Annotated in this window: 16 protein-coding genes; 5 read left to right on the forward strand and 11 right to left on the reverse strand. The window is 30.2% G+C overall.

The window, feature by feature from the left end; genetic code table 11:
• Positions 1 to 8: 8 nt before the first annotated feature.
• From GFJ99_RS10050 to GFJ99_RS10060, 3 genes are all read right to left on the reverse strand, one after another.
• Positions 9 to 1,274 carry an ATP/GTP-binding protein gene (locus GFJ99_RS10050; RefSeq protein WP_153208595.1) on the reverse strand — a complete coding sequence of 422 codons (1,266 nt, stop codon included), beginning with the start codon at positions 1,272 to 1,274 and terminating at the stop codon, positions 9 to 11.
• A gap of 213 nt (positions 1,275 to 1,487) precedes the next feature.
• On the reverse strand, positions 1,488 to 1,865 hold the full coding sequence (locus GFJ99_RS10055; protein WP_153208596.1) for a DoxX family membrane protein: 378 nt from the start codon (positions 1,863 to 1,865) through the stop codon (positions 1,488 to 1,490).
• 82 nt (positions 1,866 to 1,947) lie between these two features.
• Positions 1,948 to 2,847, reverse strand: coding sequence for a DUF4349 domain-containing protein (locus GFJ99_RS10060; protein ID WP_153208597.1), 900 nt, complete (start codon positions 2,845 to 2,847; stop codon positions 1,948 to 1,950).
• A 183-nt stretch (positions 2,848 to 3,030) separates the two neighbouring features.
• On the opposite strand from GFJ99_RS10060, the gene GFJ99_RS10065 reads away from it, so the two are divergent.
• From GFJ99_RS10065 to GFJ99_RS10080, 4 genes are all read left to right on the forward strand, one after another.
• On the forward strand, positions 3,031 to 4,314 hold the full coding sequence (locus tag GFJ99_RS10065; RefSeq protein ID WP_153208598.1) for an anthranilate synthase component I family protein: 1,284 nt from the start codon (positions 3,031 to 3,033) through the stop codon (positions 4,312 to 4,314).
• A gap of 7 nt (positions 4,315 to 4,321) precedes the next feature.
• Complete coding sequence (locus GFJ99_RS10070) at positions 4,322 to 5,218, forward strand: hypothetical protein (protein WP_153208599.1); 897 nt, start codon at positions 4,322 to 4,324, stop codon at positions 5,216 to 5,218.
• 61 nt (positions 5,219 to 5,279) lie between these two features.
• Entirely contained in the window at positions 5,280 to 6,542 is a 1,263-nt protein-coding gene (tilS, locus tag GFJ99_RS10075) for a tRNA lysidine(34) synthetase TilS (protein ID WP_370454304.1), read from the forward strand.
• On the forward strand, positions 6,542 to 8,569 hold the full coding sequence (locus GFJ99_RS10080; RefSeq protein WP_153208601.1) for a protein-disulfide reductase DsbD: 2,028 nt from the start codon (positions 6,542 to 6,544) through the stop codon (positions 8,567 to 8,569). The genes tilS and GFJ99_RS10080 overlap by 1 nt, the downstream gene beginning before the upstream one ends.
• A gap of 27 nt (positions 8,570 to 8,596) precedes the next feature.
• On the opposite strand, the gene GFJ99_RS10085 is transcribed toward GFJ99_RS10080, so the two are convergent.
• Positions 8,597 to 9,670: an alanine/ornithine racemase family PLP-dependent enzyme gene (locus GFJ99_RS10085; protein ID WP_153208602.1), complete on the reverse strand. Its 1,074-nt coding sequence runs from the start codon at positions 9,668 to 9,670 to the stop codon at positions 8,597 to 8,599.
• A 2-nt stretch (positions 9,671 to 9,672) separates the two neighbouring features.
• Positions 9,673 to 10,107 carry a GNAT family N-acetyltransferase gene (locus GFJ99_RS10090; protein WP_153208603.1) on the reverse strand — a complete coding sequence of 145 codons (435 nt, stop codon included), beginning with the start codon at positions 10,105 to 10,107 and terminating at the stop codon, positions 9,673 to 9,675.
• Positions 10,108 to 10,408: 301 nt separating this feature from the next.
• On the opposite strand from GFJ99_RS10090, the gene GFJ99_RS10095 reads away from it, so the two are divergent.
• Positions 10,409 to 11,944 (forward strand): YifB family Mg chelatase-like AAA ATPase, encoded by a 1,536-nt coding sequence (locus GFJ99_RS10095; protein ID WP_153208604.1) that lies wholly within the window; start codon positions 10,409 to 10,411, stop codon positions 11,942 to 11,944.
• A gap of 54 nt (positions 11,945 to 11,998) precedes the next feature.
• On the opposite strand, the gene GFJ99_RS10100 is transcribed toward GFJ99_RS10095, so the two are convergent.
• The 6 genes from GFJ99_RS10100 to GFJ99_RS10125 form a co-directional block, all read right to left on the reverse strand.
• Positions 11,999 to 12,415: a DUF2452 domain-containing protein gene (locus GFJ99_RS10100; protein ID WP_008257693.1), complete on the reverse strand. Its 417-nt coding sequence runs from the start codon at positions 12,413 to 12,415 to the stop codon at positions 11,999 to 12,001.
• Positions 12,416 to 12,417: 2 nt separating this feature from the next.
• On the reverse strand, positions 12,418 to 12,708 hold the full coding sequence (locus GFJ99_RS10105) for a TIGR03643 family protein (protein ID WP_153208605.1): 291 nt from the start codon (positions 12,706 to 12,708) through the stop codon (positions 12,418 to 12,420).
• 70 nt (positions 12,709 to 12,778) lie between these two features.
• A complete protein-coding gene (locus tag GFJ99_RS10110) occupies positions 12,779 to 13,114 on the reverse strand; it encodes an SET domain-containing protein-lysine N-methyltransferase (protein WP_153208606.1) in 336 nt (111 codons plus the stop codon).
• A 141-nt stretch (positions 13,115 to 13,255) separates the two neighbouring features.
• Positions 13,256 to 14,611 (reverse strand): hydroxymethylglutaryl-CoA synthase family protein, encoded by a 1,356-nt coding sequence (locus tag GFJ99_RS10115; protein ID WP_153208607.1) that lies wholly within the window; start codon positions 14,609 to 14,611, stop codon positions 13,256 to 13,258.
• Positions 14,612 to 14,760: 149 nt separating this feature from the next.
• Positions 14,761 to 15,618: a neutral zinc metallopeptidase gene (locus GFJ99_RS10120; protein ID WP_153208608.1), complete on the reverse strand. Its 858-nt coding sequence runs from the start codon at positions 15,616 to 15,618 to the stop codon at positions 14,761 to 14,763.
• 21 nt (positions 15,619 to 15,639) lie between these two features.
• Positions 15,640 to 16,992 carry a DUF5723 family protein gene (locus GFJ99_RS10125; RefSeq protein ID WP_153208609.1) on the reverse strand — a complete coding sequence of 451 codons (1,353 nt, stop codon included), beginning with the start codon at positions 16,990 to 16,992 and terminating at the stop codon, positions 15,640 to 15,642.
• Position 16,993 lies beyond the last annotated feature (1 nt).

The raw sequence follows: 16,993 nt of genomic DNA on the forward strand, positions 1-16,993 counted from the left end.
AAATAAAATTAATTTGTAATGAATGGAATTGCACCATAGCGTCCTCTGATATAATTTTTTTCTAAATTTGAATCATTCCTTACTTTAGAACCATCTGGTAAATTAATTTCATATAAAGAATACAAGTCTGTTTGTTCAAACATGTCTTTTTCAGTGAACCAAATCTGATCTCTCCTAAACAATTCACTACTTAAAAGATTTGTGTCATGTGTAGCAAAAAGTAATTGAGCATTATTAATGTTAATTTTTGGGTCATTAAATAAATTTACAATGTGAATAGTAATTAATGGATGAAGTTTTGCGTCTAATTCATCAATAATTAAAAGTTTACCTAAACTTAATGTGTCAAAAATTGGACCTGATAAATCAATAATTTTATTGGTTCCTTGAGATTCGTTTTTATCTTTATCAAATAATACTGTGTCTACAATGTTACCTTTTTTATCAAATTTATTATGAACTGTTTTTAAAACAACTTGTTTCTTTCCAGACAATTCTTTAATTAATTTTGCTTTTACATTTTTAGAAATAATTTCAGGAAGTTCATTGAGGTCAATTTCATTTTCATTTGTAATAATTTCTTTAAATCCTAATTTTAATGTTTGAAAAAATCTTAATGATTTTTCACATCCTTCAAGTTTTTTATGCAGCATTCTAGTTGTGAACCCATTATAGTCTTTGTGAGTAATTCCTGAAAGAACATTGTAGCTTCTAAACCATTCAATAATACTTTTCGAAATTTCACCTCCAAGTTGTGCAACTAAAGAAATAAATAATCTATTGTCATTAGTTGATGATTCTTTATTAATTCCTTCTTTGAAGTTGTCTGATACACCGATTCCTTGAATTGTTCTAATGAAATATGGCTTTTCTGTTTTTGAATTTTTACCAATAAATAACCATTCATTTTCAATTTGATTTAAATTGTATTCAAAACCATATCGGTATCTTTTATCATCAATAATAAAAATGATTTCAAAATGAGTAGGTTCTAATTCGCTAAACTCATTTAGTAAAAAAGGAGTATATTCTAATTCATCATAATCATTTAGTTTGACTGAATTAATTACATTATCCCTCATACTGTCTAGAGCTTTTAGCAAATTACTTTTACCACTTGAATTAGCACCATAAATTACAGCTGATTTTAATAACTTAATTTTATTATATGAAGAAACATTTTCTTTTAATTCAGAAATTCCTTTTGCTTCAAAACTTAAAGTTTTTTTCTCATAAAACGACAAATAATTTCCTACTGTAAATTCTACTAACATAATATGTAATTTGAGATTATGTTGCAAAAGTATAAAATATTTTACTTTAAGGTAATAAAAAAAGCTTAAAATTGAGATTTTTTCTCAATTTTAAGCTTTTTCTTTAAATACTTTCTGCCAACTTGCTTATACGTATGACAAAACCATATTCTGCTCCCCATTTTTTAGGTGCTTAAGTCAGATAAAATTCAGTTTAATATTTTTTATTTTTAATTATGCTTTCACAATTTCTTTAAAACCATCCCAATTAGCATAAATTAAAAACACATTAGCAAATAAGATAGCTGCTGCCATTGGAATATCGGTGCCAGTTACAACTACGTGAATTAGAAAAATATTAATGCTTATTGGTAATAAAATGATAGTTCCTAATCGAACAAACTTACCGCTTACTAACATTAATCCTGCTAATAATTCAATAGCTTTTGCTACCGGGAAAATGTATTTTGAAGCCATAAATCCAGCCATTAGAGTAGCTAAATCTCCTGTTGGTTCTGGTTGCTCTGGACCAATTTTGAAAAAATAAGAAATAGAAGCAAAAAGCATCATAGCTCCTAAAAGCACTCGAACAATAATAGTTGCAATTTTCATAATTTGAATAGTTTTTGGTTAGTTAATTCAAAGATAATGAAATTATTAAACAATAAACCACCGGTTTCCTGATGGTTTTTTCTTACTTTTTCAAAAACTTCTTATATCCAAAGAATCCTAGAAAACCTAGCAAGGCAAATGGCCAAAGCACTACAACAAACGAAATAATGTTTTCTAACATAAACCAACCCGTTTTTATACTATCCCAAATTTGTAACCCAATATTTGGTCGGTAAGCGTTGATGCTTTTTTCATTAGCCACCATTTCTTGTTTGATGCTTTCATCTTGGTAAATGTTTAGTGTTAAAGTGCTAAAGTTCACTTGGTCTTGTAACGATAAATTCTGCAATTTTGAAGCGTCATTTTGTTCTTTTTTAGCCTCTAACGTTTCTTCCGCTTTTACAACTTGATTCAGTTTCTTTCCTTTCGAATCAATAGCATTCTCAAATCGTTTTTCTGAAGAATTACTTCTTTTTTGAGCTAATTCATTGGACAACATTTGTAAGGAAACATCATCTGCTTTGATAATGCGATAATCTAAAAAGTGTATCTGTTTTGCAATGGTTTTAATCACGGTATCCATTTTGGTATTTGGAACACGAATGGTAATGTTGTTATCCACTTTATATTTGGTTGTTACTAAAGTGCTATCCTGACTCACTTTGGTTCGGTCTTCGCTGTGAATGTTGCTTTGTAAGTTTGTGTACGTTACAAATCCTCCAAATTTCGTAGTAGCATCTTCAATAGCATAAGTCGATTTGGCAACATTCTTGACTTTAAATTTTACATCGGCCGTTCGTACAAATTTCCGATTGCTGTTTTTGTTTTCAACGGCAGCCGATGAGGAAATAACACTCGTACTATCTGCTATTGCACTTTCTGAATAGATTGCGTTTTCTTCTCTGTGATCTGCTGCTTCTTTACAAGATAGGACAATACCAAGCGCTAGTAAAGTCAATACGATTTTGGTGTTTTTGTTCATAAAAATTCATTTTTAAGTTATTGATTAATTGTTTTTAATACGAGTAGTTTTAGAATCAATACAAATGAATTTTTAATGGGTTAGTTATAGAGACAAGAATAAAAATCGTGCCAAATTTTAAGCAATTGTACTATTTTCAACAACTATTTTTTTGTTGTACTTTTACGAAGTAAATTTTCCAATTTGAGAACAGTAATTACAAAAGATATTTCGCATTTTTCCGACTTTAAAAACCAACTTTTACATTGGGCCAACCAACACAGAGAAGTTGTTTTTTTAGATTCTAACAATTATCATCAGCAATATTCAAGTTATGATGCAGTTTTAGCTGTTGATGCTTTTACATCTATTAAAACCGATTACGAAAATGCTTTTCAAGATATGTATCAATACCAAAGCCATACTAAAGACTGGTTGTTTGGTTATTTGTCCTATGATTTAAAAAACGATACTGAAGATTTACATTCCAATAATTTCGATGGTTTAGCATTTCCAGATTTGTTTTTCTTCCAACCTAAAAAGTTGTTTTTAATCAAAGAAAATGAAGTTGAAATTCAATATTTACGAATGTGTGATGACGAAATTGAATTAGATTTCGAAGAAATCAGTACAATTATTTCTGTCAATGTCACACTGAGCGAAGTCGAAGTGCAACAACGAATCCCAAAAGAAAATTACCTTTCCAAAGTTTCAAAAATGCTCGAACACATTCATCGTGGCGATATTTACGAAGCCAATTTTTGTATGGAATTTTATGCCGAAAATGCCCAAATTGAACCTTTGGAAATTTACCAAAAACTAAATGCTATTTCCGAACCACCATTTGCGGTGTATTTCAAAAATAATTTTCAGTATTTACTTTCCGCTTCACCAGAACGTTATTTGCGAAAAGAAGGAACCAAAGTTATTTCCCAACCGATCAAAGGAACAGCAAGAAGAAGTTTCGATTTAGAACAAGACAAACAATTAAAATCTGATTTAGCTCAAAACGAAAAAGAACGTTCAGAAAACATCATGATTGTGGATTTAGTTCGAAATGATTTATCGCACACCGCTACAAAAGGAAGTGTTCAAGTGGAAGAATTATGTCAGATTTATACGTTTAAGCAAGTCCACCAAATGATTTCTACAATCGTTTCTGAAGTTGAAAATACGACTTCGCCAATTGAAATTTTAAGAACCACTTTCCCAATGGGAAGCATGACTGGAGCGCCAAAGATTTCGGCTATGCAAATTATAGAAGAATTGGAAGAAACAAAGCGAGGTTTGTATAGTGGAGCAGTAGGTTATTTTACTCCAACAGGCGATTTTGATTTCAATGTCGTCATCAGAAGTATTTTATATAATGCTAAAAATGAATATCTTTCGTTTTCTGTAGGAAGTGCCATTACATCTCAATCTACTCCAGAACTAGAATATGAAGAATGTTTGTTGAAAGCAAAAGCAATGTTTGAGGTTTTAAAATAAAAATAGTATGAAAAAAATATTCTTTGTTTTAATTGTTGTTACGATTCTTTTTTCATGTAAATCTTCTATTTCAGAAGTAAATCATATAATTGATAAAGAATTCGAGATTTATAAAGTTGCCAATTCAAAAGCTACTTTGGTATTATTCCCTTGTTTTCCATGTGATATTGAAAATACAAAGAATGAATTTCCAATTATTGAAGAAGCGAATAAGAAAGGCATTTCTGTTGTTTTAATGAATTATAATTTTAAACTTTATTTGAAGGATAGTGAATTGCAAAATTTGTCTAATCACCTTAATTCAATTTTTGAAAATAATATATTAAGTACTGATAATGTTTGTATTGGCGGATTTTCAAGCGGTGGAAATGTTACTTTGTTACTAAGTAATTATTTGATTAAAGAACGATATTCAATTCAACCCAAAGGAGTTTTTATTGTTGATTCTCCTGTAGATTTATTAGGTTTATATAAAGTTTCAGAAAAAAGTATTATTACAAATTTCTCAAGTGAATCAGTTGAGGAAGCAAATTGGATAATTGATACATTTAATTCTGAGTTTGGTAATCCAAAAGATTCCATTTCATTATATGAGAAACTATCGCCTTACACTCGAGAAACCAATACTATTACTAATTTAGAAAATCTTAAAAAATTAAAAATTAGGTTATATACCGAACCCGATTTTGATTGGTGGTTAACAAATCGTAAAAACCAAAAAGATGAGATAAATTCATACTTTATTGAACAACTTTATAATGATTTAAAAAATAATGGTTTTAAAAAAATAGAATTAATTAATACTAAAAATAAAGGTTATAGAGCTGATGGCACAAGACATCCACATTCTTGGGCTATTGTAGATAAAGAGAATTTACTCAATTGGGTATTAGAGAAAAATTAATTCCTTATTTTTGGTCATGCTAATAAAATTCACAAAACATATTCAATCCCATTTTTCTTTTTTGCAAAGAGACAAATTTTATATTGCAGTAAGTGGCGGAATAGATAGCATGGTTTTATTGCATTTGTTTCAACATTTTCAGTTTTCGTTTGGTGTTTTACATTGTAATTTTAAATTACGTGGCGAAGAAAGCGATGCTGATATGCGTTTTATTCATGATTATTGTGAAGAAAATAACATTCAGTTGCGTATTGGTTTTTTTGAAACGGAAATGATTGCAAAAGAGCTTAAAGAATCCATACAAGTTACCGCTAGAAAATTAAGATACAACTGGTTTTATGAGCAAATGGTAGAAAATGATGTACAGTTTGTAGCAACAGCGCATCATTTAGATGATAGCTTGGAAACGTTTTTAATTAATTTGTCAAGAGGAACAGGAATTGATGGCTTAACAGGAATTCCAGAAATTAACGACCAAATAATAAGACCATTATTACCATTTTCAAGAGAAGAAATTGAACAGTATGCAAAAGTAAATAATATTCAATGGCGAGAAGATGCTAGCAATGCAACTACTAAATATTTGCGAAACAAATTACGACACGATGTTGTTCCTATTTTAAAAGAAATAAATCCCGAATTTTTGTCTTCATTTCAAAAAACTATTAGTCATTTGAATGATACAAAAGGAATGGCTGATGATGCTTCGTATATTGTGTACAAAGAAGTGGCAACTGAAATTGAAGATACCATTAATTTTGATTTGAATAAATTACTCCAAATTCCAAATTATAAAACCTATTTGCATTCCTTTTTAAAACAATATGATTTTACAGCGTGGAATGATATTTATGATTTAGTTACAGCACAATCCGGAAAGCAAGTGTTTTCTAATACGCATGTTTTATTAAAAGATCGTAATAAATTGATTCTTTCTGAAAGAAAAGCTGCAAGTAATAATGAAGTTTATTTTATTGATTCGATTGAAAGTAAAGTTAATATTCCCTTAAAACTTTCCATTACAAGGTTTTCAGGGGGTAAAGATGTAAATTCAAATTGTATATTTGTAGACGAAGATAAAATCAAGTTTCCGCTTACTATTAGAAAATGGCAAGAAGGAGATGAGTTTTATCCTTTTGGAATGACAGGAAAAAAGAAATTGAGCAAATATTTTAAAGATGAGAAATATTCGCTTTTAGATAAAGAAAATCAATGGCTTTTATGTTCTGCAGACCAAATTGTTTGGGTTATTGGCAAGCGAGCTGATAATCGCTTTAAAACACTAAAAACAACACAAAATAGTTTAAAAATAGAAGTTAAATAATGAGAAAACTTACCTACATTTTATTGTTATTCGCCTTTGTTGCTCAAGGTCAAATTATAAATCCAGTAAAATGGAAAACCAAAGTGGTTCAAAAATCGGAAACTGAATTTGAATTAGTAATGGACGCTACTATTGAAAAAGAGTGGCACATGTATTCACAATTTACTCCAGAAGATGGTCCATTGCCAACAGTATTTGATTATAAAAATGCTAAAGGAAATTTTTCCTTAGTTGGAAAAACTAAGGAAAGTGCATACAAAAAAGTATTTAATGATATTTTTGAAGTAGATGAATATTATTTTGCAAATACAGCCCAATTTAAGCAAGTAATTAAAGTTACAAACGTCCAACTTAAAGAAGTTAAGGTATACGTTGAATATCAGGTATGTAAAGAACAATGTATCCAACAAGACGAAACATTTACTTTTAAATTACCAGAAATAAAACCAATTGTTGCAGATTCACAATCAGTTGAAACGCCTTTATCAGATGTAAATACAACAGATTTAACTTCTATAAATAAAGAAAATAGTAGTATTGAAAATTCAGAAGACAGCAAAGAAGTTGCTGTAACTGAAATTAATGCGGAAGAAAAAGAAGAAGAAAAAAGCTTGTGGGGAATTTTTATTTTAGCCTTTTTAGGTGGTTTTGCGGCTTTGCTTACGCCTTGTGTATTTCCAATGATACCAATGACGGTAAGTTTCTTTACGAAACAAAGTAAAACCAAAGCCGCAGGAATAAAAAATGCCTTTATATATGGAATTTCAATAATTGTTATTTACGTAGGTTTAGGAATGATAATAACAGCTTTATTTGGAATTGATTCCTTAAATGCTTTATCAACTAATGTATGGTTTAATGTTATCTTCTTTGTTATTTTAATAGTTTTTGCCGCTTCATTTTTAGGCGCATTTGAAATTGTTTTACCAAATTCATTTTTAAATAAAATTGATAGACAAGCAGATAGAGGTGGAATCATCGGAATTTTCTTTATGGCATTAGCTTTAGCAGTTGTTTCGTTTTCTTGTACAGGACCAATTGTAGGTTCGTTATTAGGAGAATCAGCAAGACAAGGTGGAATAGGACCAATTGTAGGAATGTTAGGTTTTTCATCTGCAATTGCATTACCATTTATGTTGTTTGCTATGTTCCCTGGTTGGATGAATTCATTACCAAAATCGGGAGGATGGTTAAACACCGTTAAAGTGTCTTTAGGATTTTTAGAATTAGCATTTGCATTTAAGTTTTTATCGAATGCCGATTTAGTTTTACAAACGCATTTATTAGAAAGAGAAGTGTTTTTAGCAATTTGGATTGCTGTTTTTGGAGCTTGGGCATTGTATCTTTTTGGAAAACTTATATTACCTCATGATAGTCCAATGACCCATATTTCAGTGGGACGATTATTTGTTGCTTTATTTGTAACAACGTTTACCATTTATTTAATTCCGGGATTATGGGGCGCACCTTTAAAAATATTGAGTGGCTTTACACCGCCAATGACCTATAGCGAAAGTCCGAATGGAGTAGGTTACCAAAATGCATTTAACGGAACAACTGAAGCAACTTCTTTACCAGAAAATGCACATATAGGTCCGTTAGGAATAACTGCATTTCATGATTACGAAGAAGGATTAGCTTATGCAAAAAAAGTAAACAAACCTGTTTTATTAGATTTCACAGGACATGCATGTGCTAATTGTAGAAAAATGGAAGAAAATGTGTGGTCTGATGCTGAAATTTTAAAGATTTTAAAAAATGAAATTGTATTAATTTCATTGTATGGTGATGATCAACGCGAATTACCAAAAGAAGAGCAATACGTTTCTAAATCAGGAAGTGAAGTAACTACTATTGGAAAAAAATGGAGAGAATATCAAATAGAACGATATAACATTAATGCCCAACCTTATTATGTGGTTTTAGATACAGAAGGCAAAGATATTTCGAAGCCAGTTGGCTATACACCTGATGTTACAGAATATAAAACATGGTTGAAAGAAGGTATTTCAAAATTCAAAAAATAAATCAAATCCCGAGTAATCGGGATTTTTTTATTCCACAATTTTTTCAATATAATCTGAATTTAAAAGATATAACGCTCCCATATATTGTAAGTTAAAGGAAACTAAATCGCCTACTTTATAGTTATTTTTAGAATAACTAATATCAATAACAGTCATATCTGAACTGGAATCGATTATTGTTATCGTTTCATCGGTTGGTGATAAATATTGAGGTTGCATGTCTAACAAACCAAAATCTAAAATAGCACGTAACGAAGTTTCACTTAAATCTACATTTTCATCTATTTCAAAAGTATTTCCAGCAACATTTTCACCTAATTCACCCGTTGGGTTATTTGGTTTTTCAGTTATTTCAATGATTTCGGCATAGAGTTTAAAAACATCATGATGCATGCCTTCAATGGTTTCACCTGTAAATAAATCTTTTCCAAAAAATAACGCTTCTCCAATTCTAAAATGATTAACAGCCATTGGTCTGGCATTCTTTAATAGTAAAGGAACAGCAACTGAAGTTCCGCCTGAAACCCAAGGAATTTTTACATTAAATTTAGCTTCAATCAATTGTTTGTACAAGCTCAATTGAATTAATTTATCCTGAGTAGGCATAACACCACTTAAACAATTTAAATTAGTTCCAATTCCTCTTATTTCGATATTTGGTAAACTAAAAACTTGTTCGTAAAACGATATTAATTCTTCTCCTAATACGCCTTCACGCAAATCACCCATTTCAATCATAATAATTATTTTATGGGTTTTTTCTTGTCTTTTAGCTTCTTCAGATAATAATTTAATGGTATAGATTTCAGTATTAAAACTTACATCGGCAAATTCCACTATTTTTTTAATGTTTAGTTTTGATGGAGGTTTTATATATACGGTTTGGACATCTGGATTTAGTTTTTTTATCTTTTTTAAATTACTAATTCTAGAGTCGTGCATTTCTGTAACGCCTAGATCTAATAGTTCTTTTAAATAAATGGTATTCCCACACAGAATCTTAGTTACAATTCCCCATTCGATGTTTCGTTCTTTAAACAACGTATTTAAGAAGCTATAATTATGTTGTAATTTGGTTTTATATAATTTTAAAAAAGCCATATTTATTTTGTTAAACGCATTTCTAAATACTTGTTTGTAAAACCTAATTTTTCATAAAGCAATTTTGCTGGATTGTTTGGTTCTACATGTAATGCAATATTTCCTTCAACAGATGCTATTGCTTTTTGCATCAGCTGTTTTCCATATCCTTTTCCTCTTTGGCTGTTATCTACAGCAATATAAACTAATATGTTTTCAGGAATATAATCTTTCATTCCGGTGTTGTTTAATATAACTATCCCAACGATTTTATTTTCATCAGTTCCAATTATAATTTGACCTCCTTTTTGTGGATACATAACATAGTCGATACACTTTTGAATATCTTCTTTGGTATCACCATATTCTTCTAAATGAGTAAATAAAAAAAGAACGATTTTTTCATTTGAAAATTCGTCTGAATTTCCGGTTGCAGCATTAATAATTGTAAAATTCATATCAATATAAATTTATCCGTAAAAACTTTACGAATGTTAGTATAAATACACCAAATTGGATTTTCCAAGAGGCTTTCAGTTCAAACTGAAAATATCGATTGATAAATAGAAAGGCAAGGCCTTAAATTGTCTAGATTTAGACAAAAGAAATCAAATAACAAGTTGCAAATTTACTTATTTTAAAGTAGAATCCCTAATTTAAAGGGATATAAGGATTTTATAAAATTAGGTTAGCGCTTAATTTTTTTTAAATATTTTTATATATTTGCATCTATATAAGCCATTTAAATCATTATAAGCCATGTTAGTAAAAGTATTTGGAAGCGCCGTTTTTGGCGTTGAAGCCACTACCATTACGGTAGAAGTAAACATAGATAAAGGAATTGGCTACCACTTGGTAGGTTTACCCGATTCTGCTATAAAAGAAAGTAGTTACCGTATTGCAGCTGCTTTAAAAAATAACAATTATAACTTTCCAGGAAAAAAAATTACAGTAAATATGGCGCCTGCCGATTTACGAAAAGAAGGTTCTGCTTATGATTTAACATTAGCAATAGGCATACTTGCGGCTTCTTCTCAAATAAAATCAGAAGATATTCACAACTATGTCATTATGGGTGAATTATCGCTCGATGGTGGTTTGCAACCTATAAAAGGTGCTTTATCAATTGCAATTAAAGCCAAAGAAGAAGGATTTAAAGGATTGATTTTGCCTTTTCAAAATGTAAAAGAAGCTGCAATTGTTGAAGGTCTTGATGTTTATGGCGTAGAAAATGTATTGCAAGTCATTCATTTTTTTGAAGGAAATAGCGATTTAGTTCCCACAAAAATTGATACTTCAGAAGAGTTTAATAAAACGTTAGATTTTCCAGAGCATGATTTTTCCGATGTGAAAGGTCAAGAAGGAATTAAGAGATGCATGGAAATTGCAGCAGCTGGCGGACATAATATCATTTTAATTGGTCCTCCAGGTTCAGGAAAAACGATGTTAGCCAAACGTTTGCCAAGTATTTTACCACCCATGACAATGCGAGAGGCTTTAGAAACTACTAAAATTCATTCGGTAGCTGGAAAGACGAAAGATGTAGGTTTGATGGCGCAACGCCCTTTTAGAAGTCCACATCATACAGCGAGTTCGGTTTCTTTAGTTGGAGGTGGAAGTTATCCACAACCAGGAGAAATTTCATTGGCTCACAATGGTGTGTTGTTTTTAGATGAACTACCCGAATTTAAACGCGAAGTTTTAGAAGTTATGCGTCAGCCATTAGAAGATAGAGAAGTCACGATTTCTAGAGCCAAATTTACAATTACTTATCCATCTTCGTTTATGTTAGTGGCGAGTATGAATCCAAGTCCGGGTGGTTATTTTAATGATCCAAACTCGCCTGTAAGTTCGTCTCCAATGGAAATGCAACGGTATTTGAGCAAGATTTCTGGACCTTTATTGGATAGAATTGATATTCATATAGAGGTTACGCCTGTTCCATTTGAAAAATTAACCGAAACTAGAAAAGCAGAAAGTAGTGTAGCCATTAGAGAAAGAGTTACCAAAGCTAGAGAAATACAATCACAGCGATTTGAAAACTATGAATATATTCATTACAATGCGCAAATGAGTAGTAAACTAATTCGTGAATTTTGTACTTTAGATGAGGTTTCGTTACAGTTGTTAAAAACCGCTATGGAACGCTTGAATTTATCCGCTAGAGCGTACGATCGAATTTTAAAAGTTTCAAGAACGATTGCCGATTTAGAAGTGTCTTCAAATATTCAATCGCATCATATTGCCGAAGCAATTCAATACAGAAGTTTGGATAGGGAAGGTTGGTTAGGCTAGTTTTGAGTTTAAATTATGGAATTCTTGTAGACGTGAATAGAAGAATTCCATAATTTAAAACAAATCTTGTTTGGAGTCAATTTGAATCCACTTTTTATTGCTATTTAGTTTAAAGGAACCAATATGTTCTTTATTCCAATAATCGGGATGAATTAACGAAAGAAAATTGGAACCATCTTTTGCCAAGTATAAATGATACGTTTCTCCAATTATAGGTTCAAATGAATATTTAGCGTTGTATAAAATTTCATTCCATTCATACTCTTGCATTAATTTTTCATACTCAACTTTAAGTTCGTTAAACTTACTTTCAAATTCTTTATTAACGTTTCTAATTCCAATATTTTTCCAATCCACAACGTTATCCAATTTTATTACTGGAGCACCAACACTAGTAGGATATGCAAGCACATTAGCATTATATCCATTTTCTTCAGAAAAAACTATATTATCAGGAATTTTACTTTTCATTTTTATCGTTTAGAAATTTTATTATTTGTTATGGCTCTTTGTAATTTGCATTTGAATCTATCAATGCCTTCAACTCGTTTGGCTAAATGTTTTGTATTACAATTTTCAACTCTTTTTCTCCATAGTTTATAACTACTAAATTTGAGTTCTTTTTTAATTAAAGCCTTAACATCTGCTTCCCTCAAACCAAATTGAAATTTTATAGCATCAAACGGAGTTCTATCTTCCCAAGCCATTTCAATTATTCTATCTATTTCAATTTCTGTGAACTCTTTTTTCGATGAGACATTCATTTGTTTAATATTTAATTAAAAAAGTTAAACAAAATTACAAAAAATATTCTAATCAGGAAATAGATTTGAATTATTTATGTTTTTTCCAATATTTTGCGCCATAACTACAAAAAATTTCTTCTCCAGATTTAATTTTTTTTGTAGCTACGATGCAAACATTATTGTTGTCGTCTAATGTAATTTTGGAATTATTTTTGAATTCTGATTTAGAGAAAGCTTCGGCATCGTTAGCAAATTTGGCAAAACATTCGGTATGCATAGCGTCTAAAATGCTTCCATCAATCATGTTCATGAAATATTTATCATGCCCTTCAGAAACTCTTTTTTGAGCTTCCTTTTCGGATAAAATTTCTCCTTTAAAAATAGAAATAATTTCATCTTTGTAAATATCTATGGCAGTAAACAAACCTTTTCCAGCATTTATAATTTGAGAAGTTTCAATATATAAATAATCAGATTCTGGTGCATCAATTGAATTTGGTAACTTTTTCAGAAATTATATTTTTATAGTTATTCTTCAAATATAATTAAAGAAAACCACAAATAATTACTCTACGAATTTATAATAACGAGCTCCTTTTAAAACTGGGTTTTCTTTTTCGATATAATCTAACACAAACTCGTTTTGGGGTTCTAAAACAGCTGATTTTAATTCTTTTTTATGAAGTTTTTCATACGTTTCAAATGAAATTTCTGTTCTTTGCTCTAGTGCTTCAAACAGTTTTGTTTTTAGAATTGTATTTTTCCATTCTGATTGTATTTCTGCTTCAAAAACTTTTGATTTAGAGCCACTTCCATAAGCAATGAAACCTGTTTTTTTGTTATTTAAATAGTTGTTTTCTTGTGCGGAATAATATAATGCAGATAATAATACTAAAAAAATGGATCCGGTATAAATATTTCCAACATTTCCAGAAGCAATTTCTGAAGGATAAATTTTTGAATTTACTAAATCTAAATATTCAGAAGATTTTGATAATGCTTTAATTTTATCTTTATTCGTTTCTCCAATTTGATGGTTAACTAATTCTTGATTTTCTTTAGCAAAAATTTCTATAAAAGTTCTTCTGCCTTGAAAACAGTAGGGAAGGTGCATAAATATTAAATCCCAATTATTAAAAATAATATCGTTTTGATTCCTTTCTTTTTTGAAATTTTCATAAGCACCCGTTATTCTATTAATGTAACAAGTGTTTGAATATTGTCCATCAAAAACAGGTTGCTCTTTACTAATAGTAATTTCGTTTTCTAGAATATCAAACCAATTTTCGTTAGAATTATTTTTGGTGATGGCTTTCTTTTCGATTGTTTGTTTGGGTTTAAAAAAATCAAAAACTCCTTGTGAAGAAATTCCTGTCTCTTTTGAAAAGGCAAGAATTTTAGGGTTTGAAGTAATTAACATGGCAATTGCTCCAGCTCCTTGTGTATATTCGCCAGTTGAATTTAAATCGTATTTGGCATTATCAGTGGCTATTACAATTGCTTTTTTTGAAGGATTTAATCGAACAAAATCTACACATGATTGCATTGCGTCTACAGCACCAATACAGGCAAAAGTTAAATCGACAACATCGCAATTTTGAAGTGAATTTGCTCCAAATTTTTGTTCTATTAAATTTAAAATGTAAGAAGCAACAGGTTTTGAACTATCAACACCACTTTCGGTTCCAACATAAATTTTAGCAATTTCGGACAGATTTAAATTTTCTTGCTCAATTAGTTTTACCACAGCATTTGCACCCAAAGTAATTACATCTTGGTACACATCAAGAAAACTCATTTTTTGTAAACCTAAACCTTTTGTAAGTTTTTCAGCTTCAATGTTTCTTTGTTGTGCTAATACTGAAATTGGTAAATATATTTTTGGTATATCAAATTGAATAGCGTCGATTCCTACTTTCATTATAGCGCATTTATTTTTTTCAAAAATAAAAAAGGTATGTTCAAATTTGCATGAACATACCTTAAAATTGTGCTATAAATTAACGTTTTACGAATTATATAATTTGAAACGAAAATTTTAATTTTATTTTAAAAAAGTGATAGTATATTTTATAATTCTTCAGAAAATGTATCTCCTTGTGTAATGTCTCCAGAATTAAAACCTCTTTTAAACCATTTCATTCGCTGAGCAGATGAACCATGTGTAAATGAATCAGGAACAACATGGCCTTGCATTTTGCTTTGAATGGCATCGTCGCCCACTGCATGAGCAGCATCTAACGCTTCTTCAATATCACCAACTTCTAGATATTTTTGATTGTAATGTGCCCAAAGACCTCCGTAAAAATCGGCTTGTAATTCTAAACAAACCGATAATTTATTTGCTTCTTTTTCACTTTTCGTTTGTTGCAATTTTCTAACTTTAGCTGATGTTCCTAGTAAGGTTTGAACGTGATGACCTACTTCATGAGCAATTACATAAGCAATTGCAAAATCACCACCTTTAGCACCAAAACGAGTACGAAGTTCTTCAAAAAAGGTTAAATCCATATACACCTTTTGGTCACCCGGACAATAGAAAGGACCAGAAGCAGAACTTGCACCACCACAAGCGGTTTCTACAGCACCCGAAAATAAGACCATTTTAGGTTGTTTGTATCTTCCTAAATTATTTTCCTCAAATATTTTAGTCCAAATGTCTTCAGTATCAGCAAAAACAGTTGAAACAAATTCACCCATTTCTTTTTCTGCTGCTGTGAGTTCTCTTTGTTCTACTTGTTCGGTTTGTTGACCTTGATTCATTTGCTCTAATACAGGAGCAATGGTTTGACCTGTTTCGCCACCAAAAACTTGAAGTAAAAGAATAATAATTCCTAAAATACCTCCACCAGCGACAACTTTTCCTCCGCCCGACATTCCTCTTCTATCCTCTACGTTGTCACTTTGACGTCTACCTTTCCATTTCATATGAAATATTTTTAAAAATTATTAAAATCCGAAACGAACTCCTAAATATAAATCGGCTTGTTTTCCATTACTTGCTAATGCAGAAATAGCACTATTAGAACCTATAAAAAAACCTGATAATCTGAAACCAATTCCACTTGTAAATCCTGAAATTTCATTGGCAGCAATAGGAGCATAGGCTTCAAACCATTTAGTGGTAAATCTAGGAATTAATGAATATGAGTTTTGAGTAGTAGTGAAATCACTTTCGGTATCATCAGAAATTTTTTGGTTAATTGTTCCAGTCACAAACCATTTTTTAGTTAAACGTACATCTGCATAGGCATTAATAACGGTTGGTAATTTTATAGTAACATCTGACGAACTTGAAGTACTTTGAAAATAACTAGCATTTGCAGGATCGTTCAAAATAGCTTCAATTTCTTCCATGCTTTCAACATTTTGAAATTGATTAATGTCTAAACTTTCAATTCCGCTTACATTTAAAATATAATTTTTACTTAAATTATTATCAGACTTAAATGTCATTGAACCCAAGTTTTTTACAGAAAGTCCAGTGTTTAATTTATAACTATTAGCATCGGTTTCATCTTTTAATCGGTAATTAAAACCTAAATCGGCTGCAAAACCATTAATCCCTTGAGAGAAAAATTCATTATAATTACTTTGATCATTGTAATTATTTGCTAAAACTCCGGCATAGGATATATTAACGTTTGCAGTAGCATTTATTAAAGAAATATCTCCAAAATTATTTACTAATGTTCCGTTTAAATTAGTGGCAGAAAAGTTAGCATATGCTCCTGGGAATAATAATCTTAGATTGGCACCCACATTAATTTTATGTTTTGGAGAATCTATTAAATTTCTTGCAATGTTAAAGCTTAATTCACCCCAAGTTGTAGCATTTAAACGTTGGTTATCATTTGAAGATAAATTTGTTTGCGTAAATAAATTGCTTAAATCTCCGTTTTTAATTGCTTCACCTAATTTTGAATCTACGTTTACAACATTTGCTTTTATATAAGCAGAAGAATTTATACCAAATCCCCATTTTCCTTTTTTGTAAGCAAATGAAGGTCCGTAAAATTGAGTGTCAAATCTTAAATTTACAGCTTCATCACCTTCAAACAATTTATCTTCTACATTGTCTCCACTAATTAAGTCAGTAATAGATATTTTATTATTAGCCATTGCTACCGAAAAATTAAAGACATTTATCTCAAATTTTGTATTCATGTTTGCTAACTCTGCTGGGTTATTTGCAGCATTTAACAAACCTCCTCTTTTAGAGGTAGAAATCCCGCTAAAATGTTCTTGAGAAAACGAATAAATTGTAAAAAGTAATGATAATGAGAGTATTATTTTTTTCATA

The organism is Flavobacterium sp. LMO6, assembly GCF_009495795.1.
GTDB lineage: Bacteria > Bacteroidota > Bacteroidia > Flavobacteriales > Flavobacteriaceae > Flavobacterium.

Excerpts from the sequence above, each read along its gene's own strand:
- GFJ99_RS10105 (WP_153208605.1), bottom strand. The coding sequence starts at position 12,708 with ATGAATGTCTCATCGAAAAAAGAGTTCACAGAAATTGAAATAGATAGA.
- GFJ99_RS10115 (WP_153208607.1), bottom strand. The coding sequence starts at position 14,611 with ATGAAAGTAGGAATCGACGCTATTCAATTTGATATACCAAAAATATAT.
- GFJ99_RS10070 (WP_153208599.1), top strand. The coding sequence starts at position 4,322 with ATGAAAAAAATATTCTTTGTTTTAATTGTTGTTACGATTCTTTTTTCA.
- GFJ99_RS10080 (WP_153208601.1), top strand. The coding sequence starts at position 6,542 with ATGAGAAAACTTACCTACATTTTATTGTTATTCGCCTTTGTTGCTCAA.
- GFJ99_RS10095 (WP_153208604.1), top strand. The coding sequence starts at position 10,409 with ATGTTAGTAAAAGTATTTGGAAGCGCCGTTTTTGGCGTTGAAGCCACT.
- GFJ99_RS10090 (WP_153208603.1), bottom strand. The coding sequence starts at position 10,107 with ATGAATTTTACAATTATTAATGCTGCAACCGGAAATTCAGACGAATTT.
- GFJ99_RS10125 (WP_153208609.1), bottom strand. The coding sequence starts at position 16,992 with ATGAAAAAAATAATACTCTCATTATCATTACTTTTTACAATTTATTCG.
- GFJ99_RS10055 (WP_153208596.1), bottom strand. The coding sequence starts at position 1,865 with ATGAAAATTGCAACTATTATTGTTCGAGTGCTTTTAGGAGCTATGATG.
- GFJ99_RS10050 (WP_153208595.1), bottom strand. The coding sequence starts at position 1,274 with ATGTTAGTAGAATTTACAGTAGGAAATTATTTGTCGTTTTATGAGAAA.
- GFJ99_RS10060 (WP_153208597.1), bottom strand. The coding sequence starts at position 2,847 with ATGAACAAAAACACCAAAATCGTATTGACTTTACTAGCGCTTGGTATT.
- GFJ99_RS10100 (WP_008257693.1), bottom strand. The coding sequence starts at position 12,415 with ATGAAAAGTAAAATTCCTGATAATATAGTTTTTTCTGAAGAAAATGGA.
- GFJ99_RS10120 (WP_153208608.1), bottom strand. The coding sequence starts at position 15,618 with ATGAAATGGAAAGGTAGACGTCAAAGTGACAACGTAGAGGATAGAAGA.
- GFJ99_RS10085 (WP_153208602.1), bottom strand. The coding sequence starts at position 9,670 with ATGGCTTTTTTAAAATTATATAAAACCAAATTACAACATAATTATAGC.